We start from the raw sequence: 17,045 nt of genomic DNA, 5'->3' as shown, positions 1-17,045 counted from the left end.
CCACCCGCGCCATTCGCGCAGGTGGGAGGCATGATCACGAAAGTTACTTCTTCTTGCCCTGATTCTTGACCGCCTCGATCGCCGCCGCGGCCGCCTCCGGGTCGAGGTACGTGCCGCCCGGCTTCACCGGCTTGAAGTCGGCGTCCAGTTCGTACGCGAGCGGGATGCCCGTCGGGATGTTGAGGCCCGCGATGTCCGCGTCCGAGATGCCGTCCAGGTGCTTGACCAGGGCGCGCAGCGAGTTGCCGTGGGCCGCGACCAGGACCGTGTGGCCGTCGAGCAGGTCCGGGACGATGCCGTCGAACCAGTACGGGAGCATGCGGACGACGACGTCCTTCAGGCACTCCGTCTGCGGGCGCAGCTCGGGCGGGAGCGCGGCGTAGCGCGGGTCGTCGAACTGGGAGTACTCCGCGTCGCGGTCGAGCGCCGGCGGCGGGGTGTCGTACGAGCGGCGCCACAGCATGAACTGCTCCTCGCCGAACTCCGCGAGGGTCTGCGCCTTGTCCTTGCCCTGCAGCGCGCCGTAGTGACGCTCGTTCAGGCGCCAGGAGCGGTGGACCGGGATCCAGTGGCGGTCGGCGGCCTCGAGCGCCAGCTGCGCGGTGCGGATCGCGCGCTTCTGGAGCGAGGTGTGCACGACGTCGGGGAGCAGGCCGGCGTCCTTGAGCAGCTCACCGCCGCGGACCGCCTCCTTCTCGCCCTTCTCGTTGAGATTGACGTCCACCCAGCCGGTGAACAGGTTCTTCGCGTTCCACTCGCTCTCGCCGTGGCGGAGGAGGATCAGCTTGTACGGTGCGTCGGCCATGTGTCCGAGCCTAATGGAAAACATGTGGCGCGCCGCCCGGCCCCCGAGTAATCTGCGCTCGCCGCATTGACCTATTACATTCCGGGGGCTCGCCTTGACCGTCGCTTCTCTCCAACGGGCCGTCAGAGAAAGCGTTTCCGGCCTTCCTCGCGAGTTCTGGTGGCTGTGGACGAGCACGCTGGTGAACCGGCTCGGCGCCTTCGTCGCCACGTTCATGGCGCTCTACCTGACCCTGGAGCGCGGCTACTCCGCCTCGTACGCGGGCCTCGTCGCCGCGCTGCACGGGCTCGGCGGTGTCGTCTCCTCGATCGCGGCGGGCGTGCTGACGGACCGGATCGGGCGGCGGCCCACGCTGGTCGTCGCGCATGTCTCCACCGCGCTCTCGGTGGCGCTGCTCGGCTTCATGAAGGAACCGGTCGCGATCGCCGCGGTGGCGTTCCTCGTCGGTATGGCGTCCAACGCCTCGCGGCCCGCGGTGCAGGCGATGATGGCGGACATCGTGCGCCCCGAGGACCGGGTGCGGGCCTTCGCGCTCAACTACTGGGCGATCAACATGGGGTTCGCGCTCAGCTCGATGGCGGCGGGCTTCATCGCCGAGTACAGCTACCTCGCCGGCTTCCTCGGCGAGGCCGTCCTCACCCTTGCCTGCGCGGTCCTGGTCTTCCTGAAGCTGCCCGAGTCCCGGCCGGTGAAGGCTCCGGGGAGCGCGGGCGCGGACGACGAGCATGTCAGCCTCGGCACGGTGGTGCGCAACGGCCGCTTCATGGGCGTCGTCGGCCTGTCCTTCCTGGTCGCGCTGATCTTCCAGCAGGGGTACGTCGCGCTGCCCGTGGCGATGGGCGCGGACGGCTTCTCCAGCTCGGACTTCGGCGTCGCGATCGCCGTCAACGGCGTCCTGATCGTGGCCCTGCAGATCCCGGTGACACGTTTCATCGAGCACGGCGACCCGCGCCGCCTCCTGGTGATCTCGTCGCTGCTCGCGGGGTACGGCTTCGGCCTGACCGCCTTCGCGGGTTCGCTCGGGGTGTACGCCCTGGCGGTGTGCGTGTGGACGCTCGCCGAGATCGTCAACGCCCCGACGCAGACGAGCCTCGTCGTCCGCCTCTCCCCCACCCACGGCCGCGGCCGCTACCAGGGCATGTACACCCTCTCGTGGGCTGTCGCCGCCCTTGCCGCGCCCCTGCTCGGCGGCCAGATCATCGACCGGTACGGAGCCGGGTGGCTGTGGGCGGGCTGCGCCCTGGTCGGCACGGTGGCGGCGCTGGGGTACTGGGTGCTGATGCGGGGGCTGCCGACGGAGGATCCGAAGGCCCCGGTCGAATCCGGCTCCGCGCGGGCGGCCGAAGACCCCGAGGCGGCCGGCCTCAGCGCCTGAGCGCCCGCTGCGCCTCGTACAGGTTGCGCGGTTCCACACTGCCCGGCCGCCCGTACGCCTCCACGCGCGCGTGCAGGTCGCCGGTGAAGTCGGGGACGTCGATCTGGTCGAAATCACGCACTACAGAGGTGGCAACGGTCGCGCTGCAAGGGCGACCTCGTCGATCCTGACGAGGCCCGCGCGCTCGTTGGTGACGGTCACGTTCCAGGGCGTGAACCGGGCGCCGTAGAGCGGTCCCGCGCTCGCGTCGCCGCCGTGGCGGCCGTTGCTCTCGACGGTGATCTCCGTGCGTACGTTGGCGAAGGGCATGCCGCGGTGCGTGTCGAAGGTGCCTCGATCAGGTTGTCGTGCGAACCCTCACGGCAGAAGTACGGGTGATGCGCGCCGCGCCCCTCCACGCGCGTGTGCCGCAGGGTGCAGGCGGAGGCGGCGACGAGCCCGAAGCCGTTGTCGACATGGCGTACGACGACGTCCTCGGCCCAGCAGTCGTACGCGCACTGGAAGGTGACCCCGTTGTGGCCCTGGTCGAGCAGGTGCGGGGCCTGCGGCGTCTCGACGGCCTCCAGGGTGAGCCCGCCACGCCCGCGTCCGCCAACGGCTCGACCGGCGCCATGAGCTGCGGCCGCCACTCCAGGCGCGGGTCGAGCGGAAGCGGCCGCTCCAGGGTGACGTTCCGCCCTTGATGTGCGTGATCCGAACCGGCCACTCATAGGGGACGTACGAGAGGAGCTTGGTCTTGTCGTCCCAGTTGTACGACTCGGGCCCCGTGCCGCCGCCCGCCATGTGCTCCAGGAGGGTGTGCCCGGCGTCGTCGGCGAGGCGGAGAACGACCAGGCGGCCGGGCCTGAGCCGGTTCGGGTCGGCGGCGGTGACGGTCCGGGTGCCGCGCTCCGCGAAGGACGACGCCGCTGTGCGCGATACGGACGACGCCGTCGACGCGGTACGTCCCCGCCGGCACCAGGACCGTGCCGCCGCCCGCCCGGCCCGCGTCGGCCAGCGCCCGGTTGATCGCGGGCGTGGCGTCGGCGGAACCGTCCGGCTTCGCCCGTACGAGAGGACGTTGGCGACCACGCGCGCGTGGGGACGGTTTTCGCTGCCCGAGCGGTAGCCGGCGCGGCCGACGTACGGGATCTGGGGGTGCCGGTACGGGTCGGCGGTGAACTCCCGCCACAGGAGGGCGGGTTCGGGCCGGGTGGCGGCACGCGCGCGTGGTGCGGCTTGCGCGGTCGTCGCCGGGCCGCCCAGCGCGGCCGTCGCGGCGGCCGCGGCCGCGCCGCTCAGCAAGCCCCGCCGAGTGAGGTGATCCATGCGCCCACCCATGTGCCGCTCCGTGCGCGGACCCATGCGCGGATCCATGCGCCGATCACGCAGAAGCTGTCTTGCGGCCGCGCGGGACGCCTCGAACCCCGTTGCCCTGCGGGCTACTTGGCGCGCGGCTGGGTCAGATGTGTGAACGCCTCAAGGTTGCGCGTGGACTCGCCGCGCGCGACCCGCCACTCGTACTCCTTGCGGATCGCCGTCGCGAAACCCAGCTCCAGAAGGGTGTTGAACGCGCCGTCCGCGGCCTCCAGGACCGAGCCGAGGAGGCGGTCGATCTCGGCCGGGGTGACGGCGGCGAGGGGCAGCTTGCCGGTCAGGTAGACGTCACCGAGGCGGTCGACCGCGTAACTCACGCCGTAGAGCTTGAGGTTGCGCTCCAGGAGCCAGCGGTGGACGCCCTCGGCGTTCTCGTCCGGGTGCCGGATGACGAACGCGTTCAGGGACAGCGAGTGCCGGCCGACGATCAGCGAAACCGTCGTGGACAGCTTGCGCGTGCCGGGAAGCTTCACCACATAGGAGCCCGGTTCCGGCGACTCCCACTCCAGATCGGCGTCCGCGAGGGCGCTCTCGACGACCTGGCGCGCCTCGGCGCCGCCGCGCTCCGTCCCGGGTGTCTCAGCCATGGTGCGAGCGTACGCGACCACGGCGTTCCTGCATCGCCGCGGTGTACACGTCCGCCGTGGCCGAGGCCGCCGTGCCCCAGCCGAACGCCTGGGCGTGCCGCGCGGCGGCCCGGCCCATCCGGTCGGTCAGCCGCGCGTCGTCCACGAACCGCTCCATGACCTGGGCGTACGCCGCCGGATCGTGGCCCTCTACGAGGAAGCCGCTGACGCCGTCGCGCACCGCGACCGGGAGTCCTCCGACCGCCGCGGCGATCACCGGTGTGCCGGCCGCCTGCGCCTCTATGGCGACGAGCCCGAAGGACTCGTTGTAGGACGGCATGACGAGCGTGGAGGCGGCCCGGAACCAGTCGGCGAGCTGGTCCTGCCCGACCGGCGGCCGGAACCGCACGACGTCCGCGATGCCCAGGCGCGCGGCCAGCTTCTGCAGTCCCTCGGGCTTGTCCAGGCCGCTGCCGCTCGGGCCGCCGACCACCGGGACGACCAGGTTCCCGCGCAGCTCGGGACGGCGGTCGAGCAGCACGGCCACCGCGCGGAGCAGGATGTCGGGCGCCTTCAGGGGCTGGATGCGTCCGGCGAAGAGCGGGATCAGCGCGTCCTGCGGCAGGCCCAGCCGCTGCCGCGCGGCGGCCCGTCCGTCACCGGGGCGGAAGCGGTCCAGATTGACGCCGGGGTGGACGACGGCGACCTTGCCGGGCTCGGCGGCGTAGTGCCGTACGAGCTCGTCGGCCTCCTCGTCGGTGTTCGCGATGAGGCGGTCCGCGGCGCGCACTATCTGGGTCTCGCCGATCACCCGCGCGGCGGGCTCCGGAGTGTCACCCTCCGCGAGGGCGGCGTTCTTGACCTTGGCCATCGTGTGCATGGCGTGCACCAGCGGCACGCCCCAGCGCTCGGCGGCGAGCCAGCCGACGTGGCCGCTCAGCCAGTAGTGCGAGTGCACCAGGTCGTAGTAGCCGGGGCGGTGGCCCGCCCAGGCCTGCATCACACCGTGGGTGAAGGCACAGAGCTGTGCGGGCAGCTCCTCCTTCTTGAGGCCCTCGTACGGCCCCGCGTCCACGTGCCGGACCAGGACTCCCGGGGCCAGCTCGACCTTGGGCGGCAGGCCGCCGGTGGTGGCCCGGGTGAAGATCTCGACCTCGACGTTGATCTCGGCGAGGCGCTTGGCGAGCTCCACGATGTACACATTCATGCCGCCGGCGTCGCCCGTGCCCGGCTGGTGCAGCGGCGAGGTGTGCACGCTGAGCATCGCCACCCGGCGCGGCCTGCGGGGCCCGCCGGGGAAGCGGAGCCGCGGCGGCGTGCTGCCGGCGAGGCGTTCGCCGAGCCGGCTCACGTACTGGCTCACCTGGCGGTCCTCCTAGCGGCCCCTGGCTCGGGCCTCGTGGCGGCCCTGGTGCGGGCCTGCTGCGGGCATGACGGCATGGGCGTGCGTACGCGCCCTCCACGAACGGGGAACATCGGGAGACCCGCCCCCATTTCCACTTTGCCAAAGCATTACGCGGTGCCACTCAACCCCCACTGGAGCGCCCGGCGCGGAGCCGGTCCCGCCGGGCACCGATACTGGTGGGTATGGCCGCCCGCACCCCTTCGCGCCCCGTAGGGACCGTCACCCGCGGGACCACCAACCCCAACCGGCTGCGCCGCATGGACCGCTGGATCGCGGCCACCCACGGCATCGCCCTGCGCCGCGCGGACGCGCCACTCGCCGTGGACCTGGGGTACGGCGCCGCGCCCTGGACCGCCGTCGAACTCCTGAACCGGCTGCGCACCGCCGCGCCCGCCGTCGAGGTCGTCGGCATCGAAATCGATCCCGCGCGGGTGGCCGCCGCCCGCCCGTACGCGCGCGAAGGGCTGGTTTTCCGGCACGGCGGCTTCGAGGTGCCCACGGACCGGCCGCCGCACCTGATCCGCGCGGCCAATGTGCTGCGCCAGTACGACGAGGAACAGGTGGCCGCCGTATGGGAGCGGCTGCGCGCGCGGCTCGCACCGGAGGGGCTCCTGGTCGAGGGCACCTGCGACGAGATCGGCCGCCGGCACGTCTGGGTCGCCCTCGGCCCCGAGGGCCCGCGCACGGTGACGTTCGCGACCCGGCTCGGCTCCCTCGACCGCCCGTCCGACCTCGCCGAGCGGCTGCCGAAGGCGCTGATCCACCGGAACGTGCCGGGCGAGCCGGTCCACGCCTTCCTGCGCGACTTCGACCGGGCGTGGGCGGGCGCGGCGCCCTACGCCTCGTACGGGGCACGGCAGCGGTGGATCCGGACGGTGCGCGCGCTGTCGGCGGACTGGCCGGTGACGGATCGCGCGGGGCGCTGGCGGCAGGGTGAAGTGACGGTGGCCTGGGGGGCGTTGGCGCCTCGGGGCGCCGGGTGGTGAACGGGAAGCGGAACTCGTAACTCCCGCCCCACCAGGGCCAAAGCCCCACACGAGTGAAGCTGCGCGGATTCGGAACGCTGTTCGGGCTTCGTTCGTCGGACATGACGCGGGGATGGTGTGGGGAGGCGTCAGGAGTCGGCTGGGCCGAGGCGCCTGTCGAACCTGTGCATGCGCGTGTGCCTCTGTCGTATTGGGCGCGGGCGTGGCACCATCCCGGACGTGTTCGTACGTTACTGACGAGCAATCAGTTCAGGGGGAACGAGCGTGACCGGCAAGCGAAGCTCGACCACGGCGACCATGGCTCTGGTGTGCGCGGCGGCGATCCTGGCCGCCCCGGGAACCGCGCACGCCGATCCGGCACCGAAGGACCCGGGGCCCAAGGACTCGAAGTCCCTTGAACAGGTCCGCAAGGAGATGGACCGGCTCTACCACGATGCGGCGGTGGCCACCGACGCCTACAACGCGGCGGAGGAGAAGGCCGATCGGCAGTCCGACGAGATCGTGCGGATCGCGAAGGCCATCGTCGCGGGCGAGAAGAAGGTGGACCGCCTGAAACAGCGCGCGGGCGCCGCGGCCCGCGCGCAGTACCGAGGCGGCGGGCTCCCGCCCCAGGCGCAGTTGATGCTGAGTGACGACCCGCGGAAGTTCCTGGACAACGCGGGCCGCATGCGCCAGGGCCAGCAGGCCACCAAGGGCCTCCTCGGCGAACTCGCCCGCACACAGGATGACTTGCGGCGGTACGCCGACGACGCCTCCGAGCGCTGGCGCGAGCTGGACGCCAACCGCAAGGCGAAGGCCGAGGCCAAGAAGAAGATCAAGGCGAAGATCAAGGCGGTCGAGGAGCTGGAGTCCAAGCTTGAGAAGGAGGAGCGCGAGCGCCTGCTGAAGATGGAGCAGGAGGCGGAGTTCGACCGCCAGGCGGCGTGGATCGACTCCGGCGCCCTCGAAGAGATCACCGGCAAGGCGAGCCGCAGCGGCAAGAAGGCCATCAAGTACGCCACCGCCCAGATCGGCAAGCCCTACGAGTGGGGCGCCGAGGGCCCGGGATCGTACGACTGCTCGGGGCTCACCTCGGAGGCCTGGATCTCCGCCGGGAAGACCATTCCGCGGACCTCGCAGGAGCAGTGGAAGCAGCTGCCGCGCATCGACATCGAGGACATGCGCCCCGGAGACCTGATCATCTACCACGAGGACGCCAGCCACGTCGGGATGTACATCGGGGACGGAGCGATCGTGCACGCCCCGCGCCCCGGCCGGGACGTGACGATCGCGGGGGCCGGCTCGATGAAGATCCTCGGGGTGGTGCGGCCGGACAAATAGACCTTCCCTCCCCCGGAGGAGCGCTTCTCGGGTGCGGTTCGGGTCCGGTCGGGTGCGGTTCGGGTCCGGTTCGGGTCCGGTCGGGTGCGGTTCGGGCGGGCGGCACGGGCTCGGTCGGGTGCGGCGTTCGGCTCGGGTTCGGCACGGGCGCTGCGCGGGTCACAGGGGGTGAGACCCGTGACCTGGCGCACGTGACCTGGGGCACGCGAGCAACCCGGGCGGCGTGATGTTCGTCATCCCCTCGGGGCCCCGGACGGGTCCAATTGCGGTACGGGATGCGGCAAATGGAACGGCATGCGGCACCCGCCGTTCGCCGATCGCCATTCCATACCGGCGGTGGCTACCGCTAAGGTCCCCGTCGGCGGTACGTCGATCCACGTGCCGCCGCGCCCTCGGGGGGAGGGAAGGAAAACCACACGATGCCCGTACCCATACCGCGGCAGAGAGCAGTCCCGGCCGCGGAAGGTGGTCAGGCGCAAGCGTTCCCGGCGCAGGCCGGAACCGAGACCGGCAGCGGACTGACGCTGCTCGTGATCGAGGACGACCCGGCCGAGGCACTGTCCGTGCCGGAGCTGCTCGACGCCGCAGGCAAGCCCATCCGTATCCGTACCGCCCGCAACCTCACCGAGGCCGAGCGGCTGCTCACCGACGACGTGCACTGCATCCTGCTCGACCTCGCCCTGCCCGCACCGGGCGCCGACCACGGCGAGGACGAGCTGGCGACGCTGCGGCACGTCCTGCGGCTCGCGCCCCGGCACGCCGTCCTGGCGCTCACCGGGAGCGATGACATCGACCTGGCCGGAGAGGCCGTCCGGGTCGGCGCGCAGGACTACCTGTTCCGCGAGGAGCTGGACGCCCGGCTGCTGAGCCGCGCCATCCGGTACGCGGTGGAGCGCAAGCGGGCCGACGTCGCCCAGCGGCAGCTCACCGAGTCGAGGCTGCGCGCGCAGGAGAACGCCCGCCTGGAGCGGGGCCTGCTGCCCACGCCGCTGCTCGACGGCTCCCAGCTGCGGTTCGCCGCGCGCTACCGGCCGGGCCGCTCCCGCGCGCTGCTCGGCGGCGACTTCTACGACACGGTGCGCACGCCCGACGGCACGGTGCACGCCATGATCGGCGACGTCTGCGGGCACGGCCCGGACGAGGCGGCGCTCGGCGTGGAGCTGCGGATCGCCTGGCGGGCGCTGACCTTCGCGGGCCTGTGCGGGGACGAGCTGCTCTCCACGCTGCAGCAGGTCCTGGAGCACGAGCGGCCGGACGACGAGATCTTCGCGACGCTCTGCACGGTCGACATCTCGCCGGACGGCCGCCGCGCCGGGCTCTGCCTGGCCGGCCACCCCTCGCCGCTGATCACCCGCCCGGGCCGCCCGGCGGAGCTGCTGCCGTACGAGAACGGCGGCCCGGCACTCGGTCTGCTGCCGCGCGCCCGCTGGCCGCGTCAGCAGGTGGAGCTGGGCGGCGAGTGGAGCCTGATGCTCTACACCGACGGCCTGATCGAGGGCCGGATCGGCCAGGGCAACCAGCGGCTCGGCCAGGACGGCATGGTCGAGATGGTCCGCCGCCAGGTCTCCGCCGGGCTGTACGGCGAGGACCTCCTGGAGGCGGCCGTGAGCGAGGTCAGGGACCTCAACGGCGGTGAGCTGACGGACGACGTGGCGGTGCTGCTCCTTGATCGGGGCGGGCGCTGAGGGGTCACCGTACGAGAGCGTGGACGGACGAGAGCGTGCACGGACGAGAGCGTGCACGGACGAGAGCGTGGACGGACGCGTACGTCGACCTACGCGAACGTCGACGTACGCGAACACGGCGGCGGGGCCGCACCCAGGGATTCGGGTGCGGCCCCGCCGCCGTGTTCCGGAGTCGCCGTGGCCGCCCTGCCGGTCACCGGCCGCCGTTGTACGGCCCGTAAGGTCCGTCGCTGCTGCTGCCGCCTCGGCGGCCGCCGCCGCCCGTGACCTGCTTGAGCGCGGGGCGTACGTCCACGAAGAAGACGATCGTCGCGATCAGGCCGGCGATCTGGAGCATCAGGCCGAGGCCGGGGATGCCGATCAGGTTCACCAGCACCGCGATGCCGAGGAGGATCAGCCAGAAGTTCTTGGTCTTCTTGTCGGCCGCGACGTAGGCATCCGGGCGGGCGAGTGCGGCCATCACCAGGGCGACCGCCGCGAGCACAAGCATGGCGAGGAAGAGCAGTCCCACGAAGCTCGCGAAACCTGACATCAGCACGTTGCCCACCACCTGATCCGAGTCGTCTCTACACCGGCAACCGTACCCGGATGAGCGGGTGCCGTATCCGGAGAACGCCCCAGGCGCTCGCTGAGTGCCCGGGGCGTTCCCGTACCGCCGTGGTTGATGCGCGGGGTCACTTCGCGGGCGGGGTGGGCTTCTTCGCCATGGTCTTCTTGGCGGGGGCGGCCTTCTTGGCCGTGGTCGACGTGGTCGACGTGGACGCCGTGGACGCCGTGGTCGACGCGGACGACGCGGACGACGCGGACGACGCGGACGACGCGGACGACGTCGTCGGCTTCTTGGCGGCCGCCGACTTCGACTCGTCCTCGACCGCGACGGACTGCGCGCCAGCCGTCTCGGACTTGGCCTCGGTCTTGGCCTCGGACTTGGTCTCGGTCTTCGAGTCCGGCTCGACCGCGGCGGCGATCTCCTCGATCTCGTCGGCCGCCTCACCGCGCCAGACCCTGACGGCCTGCTCGCCGTGCTCGGCGACCTCCTCGTACTTCTCGCGGGCCTTCACCGCGTACTCCGCGGCGACGCCGACGCCGCGGAGGGCCAGGCCCTGGGCGGTCTCGCCGAACTTCCTGATGTCGGTGTCGAGGCTGCCGAGCACCTCGCTGACCTTGGCCTGCAGGCTCTCCTGCGCCTCCTTGGCGCGGGCCGTGGCCTTCTCCTGGACCTCCTTGGGGTCCGTGGAGCGTACGGCCTCGAAACGGGCCGGGGCCTCGGCCTGCAGCTTCTCGATCAGCGCCGGGACCCTCTTGGCCTGCTGCACCGCGAGGTCGGCCGTACCGGCCGCGAAGTAGAACGGGGTGGGGTCGCTGAAGGTCTTGCGGATGTCGTCGGTGATGGCCATGACTGGTGGTCCTCCGGTCAGGGTGAGGGTTCGATGGTGGTGCTGCCGTCGGCCGTGCGGGGGCCGTCTGCGGCGGTGTCCGCGCCGCGCCCGGGTGAGTCGCCGCTCGCGGCTGTCGCGGCTGTCGCGCCTGTCGCGCCTGTCCCGCCTATCCCGCCGCGCTCTCCGGTTCCGACAGGCCCGTCCTTCTCCGTTTCCCCCGTCGTCCCCATCTCCTCTTTGATCTCGAATCCGTTCTCCTTGCGGAAGGACTCGTAGATCTGCAGCAGCACCTGCTTCTGCCGCTCGTTGATGGTCGGATCGGCGAGGATCGCGGCGCGCGTCTCCACTTCGTCGCGGTCACGCTCGTCGAGGATCCCGGCCTGCACGTACAGCGTCTCGGCTGAGATCCGCAGGGCCTTGGCGACCTGCTGCAGGACCTCGGCGCTCGGCTTGCGCAGTCCACGCTCGATCTGACTGAGGTACGGGTTGGACACCCCGGCGGCATCGGCGAGTTGACGCAACGACAGCTGCGCGTTGCGCCGCTGCTCACGCAGATACTCACCGAGGTTGCCGACGTTGAGCGATGCCATGGGTCGATGGTGCAGCATGTCCGCTAACTATTGCAAGCAGGCGCTTGCAATAGTGCCCCAAGCCACGCGTACGGCCTAGTCGCGGCCGCGGAAACCAGGGCGCAGCCGCCCCAGCCACCCCCGGATCACGCCGAAGTCCCCCTCCGTCAGGCCGTACCGCGCGTCGACGCGGTGCAGCAGGGCGGGCCCGCGGTGGTACGTGTCGACCCACGCCCGGTCGGCGGGCGCGATCTCGTCGTCCACCCACACGAAGGGCCGCCCGTCCGCCCACTCGACGATCGGCCGCGTCTTCCAGTGCACCGCCCGCGCCGCCCCGGGCACCTCCTCGTAGACCCCGTAGGCCCCGCCCGCCTCATCCACCCCGTCCGCCCTGTCTGCCCCGTCCGCCCCGTCCGCCTCGTCCGGCCACGGCAGTACGGGCGACTCCGGCAGCCCGAGCCACGGCGCGAGCACGTGATTGGCGTCCTCGCCCCAGGTCGTCGCCCACACCAACTCGCAGCCGAGATCGGCCAGTCGGCGCCCGAGCGCGGGGTCGGCCCGGTCGAGCAACGGATGCCCGCCGCCCTCCCGGGTGCCGCCCTCGTACGTCGGATACCCCTCGGGCAGGTCGGCCGACGACGCCCCGAACGGGATGAGGGGGCCGTCGACGTCGAGGAACAGGAGGGCGCGGGGCCTGGGTGGAGTCACGGCGGGACCCTAACGCCCGCCGGGGCGGAGCCTTCAGAACGGCAACGGGCGGCTGTGCACCACATCCAGACGGGACACCGCACGGGTCAGGACCACATAGAGCCGCTCCAGGCCCCGCCGCTCCGCCTCCACCACCGCCGCGGGTTCGACGGCGACGACGTGGTCGTACTCCAGACCCTTGGCCAGGGAGGCGGGCAATACCGTGAGCCGGGCGCCGAGTCGGTCCGGGGGCGCCGGTGCCAGGCCCGCGGCGGCGAGTGCGGTGTGCAGGGCGGCCGCGCCCACCGGGCCCGCGTCGGGCGCGATCACCCCGACCGAGCCCTCCCGGCCGAGCGCCTCCCGTACGAGCCGTACCGTCGCGTCGACCACTCCGGCCCCGTCCGCCGCTTCCGCGGTGCGCAGCTGCCCGTCCGCACGCAGCGACCGGGCGGGCGGAACGTCCACGTCCAGGGCGGCGAGCAGCCGGTTCGTCACCTCGACCACCGCCGCGGGCACCCGGAATCCGACGGTCAGCGGCGCCAGTACGGCATCGGGCCGCCCCAGATGCCCGAGGAGTACGGGCCACGCGCGGGCGGCCCACGGCGTGGTGCCCTGGGCCAGGTCGCCGAGGACGGTCAGCGAACCGTAGGCGGAGCGGCGGGCGATCGCGCGGCACTCCATCGGGGACAGGTCCTGCGCCTCGTCCACCACGACGTGCCCGTAGCCCCGCGGATGCTCGATCAGCCCGGCCACCTCGTCGAGCAGCACCAGGTCCGCCGCGCTCCACCGGGCCGACCGGTACGAACGCGGCGCCCTCGGCCACAGCAGCCGTCGCTGCTCCTCCGCGTCGAGGACACCGTCGGCCGACCGCCCCAACACCCCGGCGTCGGCGAGGAGTTCGGCCACGACCTGCTCGGGTACCACCTTCGGCCAGACCTCGTCCACGAAGGCACCGACCGGCCTGGACCGGCCGATCCGCTGCAGCCAGGTCTGCGGCCGCGCCCCCGAGCGGCGCTCGGCCTGCTCCTGGACCAGCCGCACGGCCCGCGTCCTGACCCGCTCACGTCCGACGGCGTACGGCGGCTCCTCCGCCCGTACGTCCTCCACGATCCGTTCCAACTCCGCGCGCCCGATCCGCCAGCGGTACGAACCGTCCGGTACGGCGAGGGAGTCGGCGGGCGGGCGCACGCGCGCGTACAGGGCGTTGCGCAGCACCCGTGCCATCCGGGCGTCGTGCTTGACGACCGCCGTCCCCTCGCTGTCCGTGCCGCGCACCGGCTGCGTGGCGATCTCGTCCACGACGGTGGACTGCCGCACTCCGCCCTCGCCGAGCGAGGGCAGCACCTCCGAGATGTACGACAGGAAGGTGCGGTTGGGCCCGAGCACGAGCAGCCCGTTGCGCTGCACGCGCTGCGGGTGGGTGTAGAGCAGGTACGCGGCGCGGTGCAGGCCGACCGCGGTCTTGCCGGTGCCGGGGCCTCCCTGCACGCACAGGGAGGTGCCGAGGTCGCGGCGTACGAGGTCGTCCTGGTCGGGCTGGATGGTGGCGGCGATGTCCCGCATGGGGCCGACCCGGGGCCGCTCGATCTCACCGGCGAGGATCGCACTGCCGGGCCGCCCGGCTCCTCCGGGCCCGGCTCCTCCGGACCCCGTTCCTTCCCGCCCCGTTCCTCCTGGCCCCGTTCCTCCCGACCCCGCCCCTCCGGGCCCGTCACTTCCCGGCTCCGGCTCGTCCATGACGCCAAGGTGTTCGTCCTCCAGGCCGGTGAGGTCGCCCGGCTCCCCCGCGCTGCCCGGGGCCCAGCCGAAGCGGCGCCGGACGCGCACGCCCTGGGGGTCGCGCGGGCCCGCCTGGTAGAAGGCGCGGGCGACGGGGGCCCGCCAGTCCACCACGAGGGGCGGGCTCGCCGGGTGCTCGGTGATGCGCAGCCGGCCGACGTGGTAGCTCTGCCCGGCGTGGTCTCCGGCGCCCCGCTCCCCCGACGCGAAGTCCAGGCGCCCGAAGAACAGCGGCCCGGGCGGGAGTTCACGCATCGCCTTCGCGTCGCCGCGGAACCGGCGGCCCAGGACTTCCGCGTCGGCTCCCGAGGCGGAGACGTCCTCGCCGGTGACGACCTGCTCCTGCGCGCCGTCGACCATCGCGGCGAGGGCGTCGCGGCAGGCGTCGTGGTACGCCCGCTCCTCGTGCAGGGCTCGGTCGAGGGCGTGTTCGGAGAGATGGTCGGGGAGGTGGTCTGGGACGCGGTCGGGGGCAGGGTCGGCACGGAGTCCGGGGTCAGGGTCGAGGGCACGCATACGAGCGAGAATAACGTAACCGAGTAACGTTTGTGACCGAGATGCGTTTCACCGCGTACACTGTCCTCATGAGCCGTACGCCCCCTCCCCCCGCGCGCCCGGTACTGCCCGCCGACACCGAGAGCGGGCTGCGTGAGCGCAAGAAGCAGCGGACCTACCAGGCGATCTCCGACGCCGCGATCGCCCTCTTCCTGGAGAAGGGCTTCGAGAAGGTGTCGGTGGCGGAGGTCGCGGCGGCGGCGGAGATCTCCAAGCCGACGCTCTTCCGGTACTTCCCGGCCAAGGAGGACCTGGCCCTGCACCGGCTCGCGGACCACGAGGACGAGGCGAGCCGCGTCGTCATGGGACGCGCCCCGCAGCAGCCCCCGCTGGACGCGCTGCGCCGGCACTTCCTGACCGGCCTGCGGCTGCGCGACCCCGTGACGGGCCTCAGCGACGAGCCCGAGGTGCTCGCCTTCCATGGCCTGGTCTACGGCACGCCGTCCTTGGTGGCCCGCCTGTACGCGTACCAGTCCCGCGCCGAGGAGTCACTCGCCACCGCACTCGGCGGCGACGACGGGGCGCGCCTCGCGGCCGGCCAGATCGTGGCCGTCCAGCGCGTCCTGGCCGAGACCAACTGGCGCCGCATCGCGGCCGGAGAACGCGCCGCCGCGATCTACCCGGACGCGGTCGAGGCCGCAGAACGCGGCTTCGGCCAACTCCGCTCGGGGCTCGGGGCGTACGCCTGAGCACGGGCGCCGTGAGCCGTGAGCCGACAGAACGGCACGCACACCTGGACCCGTTGACGACGGCCTAGGAAGCGCCGCCCGGCGGAGCGGCACCCCTGACGTACGTCGTGCCCGGCGTCCTGCTGCTCTGCGCCGGATTCGGCTCGGCCAGCACCGCCCAGGCCGTCACCGAGGACCTCAAGGGCGGCATCATCGACCGCTTCCGCTCGCTCGACATCGGCGGCACCCCGATCCTCGCCGGGCACGTCCTGGCCTCCACGGCCCGCAATCTGCTCGCGACGAGCCTCGTCTTCGCCCTCTCGTTCGCGATCGGCTTCCGCCCGGCGGCGAGCCCAGCCGACTGGCTCGCCGCCGTCGGGCTGCTCGTCGCCTACATCACCGCGCTGTCCTGGCTGTCCGCGGCCGTCGGACTGCTCGTCAGGTCCCCGGAGGCGGCCGGCGGCTTCACGTTCTTCATCAGCTTCCTGCCGTACCCGAGCAGCGCGTTCGTCCCCACGGACACCATGCCGTCCTGGCTCCAGGGGTTCGCCACGCACCAGCCGGTCACCCAGGTCATCGAGGCGGTACGCGGCCTGCTCCTCGGCCACCCGATCGGCGCCACGGGCTGGGTGGCGCTTGCCTGGTGCGCGGGCATCACGGCGGTCGCGGTGGCGGCGGCCGGGCTACTGTTCCGGCGCCGGGTGCTCGCGTAGCCCGGAGCGCCCCAGCCACTCCAGCAGTGCCGCCTCGGCGCCCGGCGCGTCGGGCGCCGAAGGGAGTTCGAGGGGCGCCCGGGCCGCGTGCAGAACACGGACCAGCTTCGCCGCCGCCCGGGCGCACGCCGCGGGGTCCTCGGGGCGTTCCGAGAGCGTCATGGCCGTACGGACCACATCCGTGTAGACGGACTGGACGCACTTGAACGCGCGCAGCCGCGGCAGGTCGTCCTCGTACCCCTTCGACCCGCCCGGCAGGACCCGCTCGATCTCCGTGCACCAGCGCTCTACGACGCTCCGCTCCTGGTCGGGCGGGTACCGCGTCAGGTACAGGTGGGTCGCCAGGTCGTAGAGCGGATCGCCCAGCATCGCCAACTCCCAGTCGATCACCCAGAGTCGGTCGTTCCCGTCGACGATGAGGTTCTCCCGGTGCAGGTCCCCGTGGAGCAGGCAGAACGGGCGGGGCGCGAGCATGCCGAGGCGCTCGGCGTACCGGCGGAGCGCCTCGTCGGGCACGCCGAGCGCGGTGAAGAGGGAGCCGTACGTGGCGTGCCGCGCGCGGTACACGCGGTGCTCGGCGAAGTGCACGAGGCGGCCGAGGAAGTACGTGGTGTCGCCGTCCTCGGCGCGGTCGGCCGGATGGCAGCTCCGCTCCACGTTCAGCAGGCCCGGCCGCACGGACCCCAACCCGCCGAAGACAGGCATGAGTTGATCGACGTACCGCTCGGGCACCCGGCCCTGCGCGCCGGTCAGCGTGGCGAGCGTGACGCCCTCGACGAAGCGTTGCAGCCGACAGCCGCCGACCTCGCGCACCTCGGGCACCGGAAGCTCGACGGGGATCTCGGCGAGCCCGCAGATCACGTCCTCCTCGGAGTGGAAGCACCGCCGGTCGGCGTGGAGCACCCCGGACCGGGGCTCGCGGATCTTCCACCGGCCGTCCTCCCCCGGCAGCCGCAGGACGTAGGTCTCGTGGTGGTGGCCGGTGAGCGGTCCCGCGATGCGGTGGTCGCCGCCGAGCAGGGTGCCAGGGGCGTGCCCGGCCCGCTCGGCGGCCGGTTCGGCTGAGGACATGCTCCGCTCTCTCGCCGAGGCGATGCCGGTGGTGGTCAGAAGTGTCAGAAGTGTCAGACAGGTCAGACGGGTCAGACGTAAGTCAGACGTGCCAGAGGCGCCAGACGGTGTCAGAGGCGATTCACG

At 72.5% G+C, this 17,045-nt stretch carries 14 protein-coding genes and 2 pseudogenes; 6 read left to right on the top strand and 10 right to left on the bottom strand.

The window, feature by feature from the left end; translation table 11 throughout:
* Nucleotides 1-43: 43 nt before the first annotated feature.
* Nucleotides 44-805 carry a phosphoglyceromutase gene (locus QIT00_RS04845; RefSeq protein ID WP_282533820.1) on the bottom strand — a complete coding sequence of 254 codons (762 nt, stop codon included), beginning with the start codon at nucleotides 803-805 and terminating at the stop codon, nucleotides 44-46.
* A 94-nt stretch (nucleotides 806-899) separates the two neighbouring features.
* On the opposite strand from QIT00_RS04845, the gene QIT00_RS04840 reads away from it, so the two are divergent.
* On the top strand, nucleotides 900-2,180 hold the full coding sequence (locus QIT00_RS04840; protein WP_282533819.1) for an MDR family MFS transporter: 1,281 nt from the start codon (nucleotides 900-902) through the stop codon (nucleotides 2,178-2,180).
* Here QIT00_RS04840 and QIT00_RS04835 read toward each other — a convergent pair.
* From QIT00_RS04835 to mshA, 3 genes and pseudogenes are all read right to left on the bottom strand, one after another.
* Nucleotides 2,170-3,500, bottom strand: a pseudogene (locus QIT00_RS04835) (glycosyl hydrolase family 28-related protein). The gene QIT00_RS04840 and the pseudogene QIT00_RS04835 overlap by 11 nt on opposite strands.
* 101 nt (nucleotides 3,501-3,601) lie before the next feature.
* Nucleotides 3,602-4,123: a type III secretion system chaperone family protein gene (locus QIT00_RS04830; RefSeq protein ID WP_282533818.1), complete on the bottom strand. Its 522-nt coding sequence runs from the start codon at nucleotides 4,121-4,123 to the stop codon at nucleotides 3,602-3,604.
* Complete coding sequence (mshA, locus tag QIT00_RS04825; protein WP_282533817.1) at nucleotides 4,116-5,465, bottom strand: D-inositol-3-phosphate glycosyltransferase; 1,350 nt, start codon at nucleotides 5,463-5,465, stop codon at nucleotides 4,116-4,118. Before mshA ends, QIT00_RS04830 begins: the two co-directional genes overlap by 8 nt.
* A gap of 224 nt (nucleotides 5,466-5,689) precedes the next feature.
* Between mshA and QIT00_RS04820 the strand changes: the two genes are divergently transcribed.
* The 3 genes from QIT00_RS04820 (at nucleotide 5,690) to QIT00_RS04810 (ending at nucleotide 9,498) form a co-directional block, all read left to right on the top strand.
* Nucleotides 5,690-6,493 carry a class I SAM-dependent methyltransferase gene (locus QIT00_RS04820; RefSeq protein WP_282533816.1) on the top strand — a complete coding sequence of 268 codons (804 nt, stop codon included), beginning with the start codon at nucleotides 5,690-5,692 and terminating at the stop codon, nucleotides 6,491-6,493.
* Nucleotides 6,494-6,790: 297 nt separating this feature from the next.
* The gene (locus QIT00_RS04815; protein WP_282534031.1) at nucleotides 6,791-7,813 is read left to right on the top strand and encodes a C40 family peptidase; all 1,023 of its coding nucleotides are present in this window, start codon (nucleotides 6,791-6,793) and stop codon (nucleotides 7,811-7,813) included.
* 419 nt (nucleotides 7,814-8,232) lie between these two features.
* Nucleotides 8,233-9,498 (top strand): PP2C family protein-serine/threonine phosphatase, encoded by a 1,266-nt coding sequence (locus QIT00_RS04810; RefSeq protein WP_282533815.1) that lies wholly within the window; start codon nucleotides 8,233-8,235, stop codon nucleotides 9,496-9,498.
* 193 nt (nucleotides 9,499-9,691) lie between these two features.
* Here the strand turns inward: QIT00_RS04810 and QIT00_RS04805 are convergent, their stop codons facing one another.
* The 5 genes from QIT00_RS04805 to QIT00_RS04785 all read right to left on the bottom strand — a co-directional run bounded on the left by QIT00_RS04805 (nucleotide 9,692) and on the right by QIT00_RS04785 (nucleotide 14,428).
* Nucleotides 9,692-10,036: a DUF2516 family protein gene (locus QIT00_RS04805; RefSeq protein WP_282533814.1), complete on the bottom strand. Its 345-nt coding sequence runs from the start codon at nucleotides 10,034-10,036 to the stop codon at nucleotides 9,692-9,694.
* A gap of 136 nt (nucleotides 10,037-10,172) precedes the next feature.
* Entirely contained in the window at nucleotides 10,173-10,895 is a 723-nt protein-coding gene (locus QIT00_RS04800) for a hypothetical protein (RefSeq protein WP_282533813.1), read from the bottom strand.
* 17 nt (nucleotides 10,896-10,912) lie between these two features.
* The gene (locus tag QIT00_RS04795; RefSeq protein WP_282533812.1) at nucleotides 10,913-11,467 is read right to left on the bottom strand and encodes a helix-turn-helix domain-containing protein; all 555 of its coding nucleotides are present in this window, start codon (nucleotides 11,465-11,467) and stop codon (nucleotides 10,913-10,915) included.
* Between the two features lie 75 nt (nucleotides 11,468-11,542).
* Nucleotides 11,543-12,154: an HAD domain-containing protein gene (locus QIT00_RS04790; protein ID WP_282533811.1), complete on the bottom strand. Its 612-nt coding sequence runs from the start codon at nucleotides 12,152-12,154 to the stop codon at nucleotides 11,543-11,545.
* 33 nt (nucleotides 12,155-12,187) lie between these two features.
* Nucleotides 12,188-14,428 carry a HelD family protein gene (locus tag QIT00_RS04785; protein ID WP_282533810.1) on the bottom strand — a complete coding sequence of 747 codons (2,241 nt, stop codon included), beginning with the start codon at nucleotides 14,426-14,428 and terminating at the stop codon, nucleotides 12,188-12,190.
* A gap of 68 nt (nucleotides 14,429-14,496) precedes the next feature.
* Here QIT00_RS04785 and QIT00_RS04780 point away from each other — a divergent pair, with 68 nt between their 5' ends.
* Together QIT00_RS04780 and QIT00_RS04775 are read left to right on the top strand one after the other, a co-directional pair.
* Complete coding sequence (locus QIT00_RS04780; RefSeq protein ID WP_282533809.1) at nucleotides 14,497-15,156, top strand: TetR/AcrR family transcriptional regulator; 660 nt, start codon at nucleotides 14,497-14,499, stop codon at nucleotides 15,154-15,156.
* A 101-nt stretch (nucleotides 15,157-15,257) separates the two neighbouring features.
* A pseudogene (locus QIT00_RS04775) lies at nucleotides 15,258-15,848 on the top strand (ABC transporter permease); the annotation flags it as partial.
* Here the strand turns inward: QIT00_RS04775 and QIT00_RS04770 are convergent.
* Nucleotides 15,819-16,919: an aminoglycoside phosphotransferase family protein gene (locus QIT00_RS04770; protein ID WP_282533808.1), complete on the bottom strand. Its 1,101-nt coding sequence runs from the start codon at nucleotides 16,917-16,919 to the stop codon at nucleotides 15,819-15,821. The pseudogene QIT00_RS04775 and the gene QIT00_RS04770 overlap by 30 nt on opposite strands.
* Between the last annotated feature and the right edge of the window lie 126 nt (nucleotides 16,920-17,045).

Source organism: Streptomyces luteolus (assembly GCF_029968015.1).
Taxonomy (GTDB): Bacteria; Actinomycetota; Actinomycetes; order Streptomycetales; family Streptomycetaceae; genus Streptomyces; species Streptomyces luteolus.
This window is presented reverse-complemented; position numbering and strand designations above follow the sequence as displayed.

Excerpts from the sequence above, each read along its gene's own strand:
- QIT00_RS04845 (WP_282533820.1), bottom strand. The coding sequence starts at position 805 with ATGGCCGACGCACCGTACAAGCTGATCCTCCTCCGCCACGGCGAGAGC.
- QIT00_RS04830 (WP_282533818.1), bottom strand. The coding sequence starts at position 4,123 with ATGGCTGAGACACCCGGGACGGAGCGCGGCGGCGCCGAGGCGCGCCAG.
- QIT00_RS04820 (WP_282533816.1), top strand. The coding sequence starts at position 5,690 with ATGGCCGCCCGCACCCCTTCGCGCCCCGTAGGGACCGTCACCCGCGGG.
- QIT00_RS04815 (WP_282534031.1), top strand. The coding sequence starts at position 6,791 with ATGGCTCTGGTGTGCGCGGCGGCGATCCTGGCCGCCCCGGGAACCGCG.
- QIT00_RS04810 (WP_282533815.1), top strand. The coding sequence starts at position 8,233 with ATGCCCGTACCCATACCGCGGCAGAGAGCAGTCCCGGCCGCGGAAGGT.
- QIT00_RS04800 (WP_282533813.1), bottom strand. The coding sequence starts at position 10,895 with ATGGCCATCACCGACGACATCCGCAAGACCTTCAGCGACCCCACCCCG.
- QIT00_RS04795 (WP_282533812.1), bottom strand. The coding sequence starts at position 11,467 with ATGGCATCGCTCAACGTCGGCAACCTCGGTGAGTATCTGCGTGAGCAG.
- QIT00_RS04785 (WP_282533810.1), bottom strand. The coding sequence starts at position 14,428 with ATGCGTGCCCTCGACCCTGACCCCGGACTCCGTGCCGACCCTGCCCCC.
- QIT00_RS04780 (WP_282533809.1), top strand. The coding sequence starts at position 14,497 with ATGAGCCGTACGCCCCCTCCCCCCGCGCGCCCGGTACTGCCCGCCGAC.
- QIT00_RS04770 (WP_282533808.1), bottom strand. The coding sequence starts at position 16,919 with ATGTCCTCAGCCGAACCGGCCGCCGAGCGGGCCGGGCACGCCCCTGGC.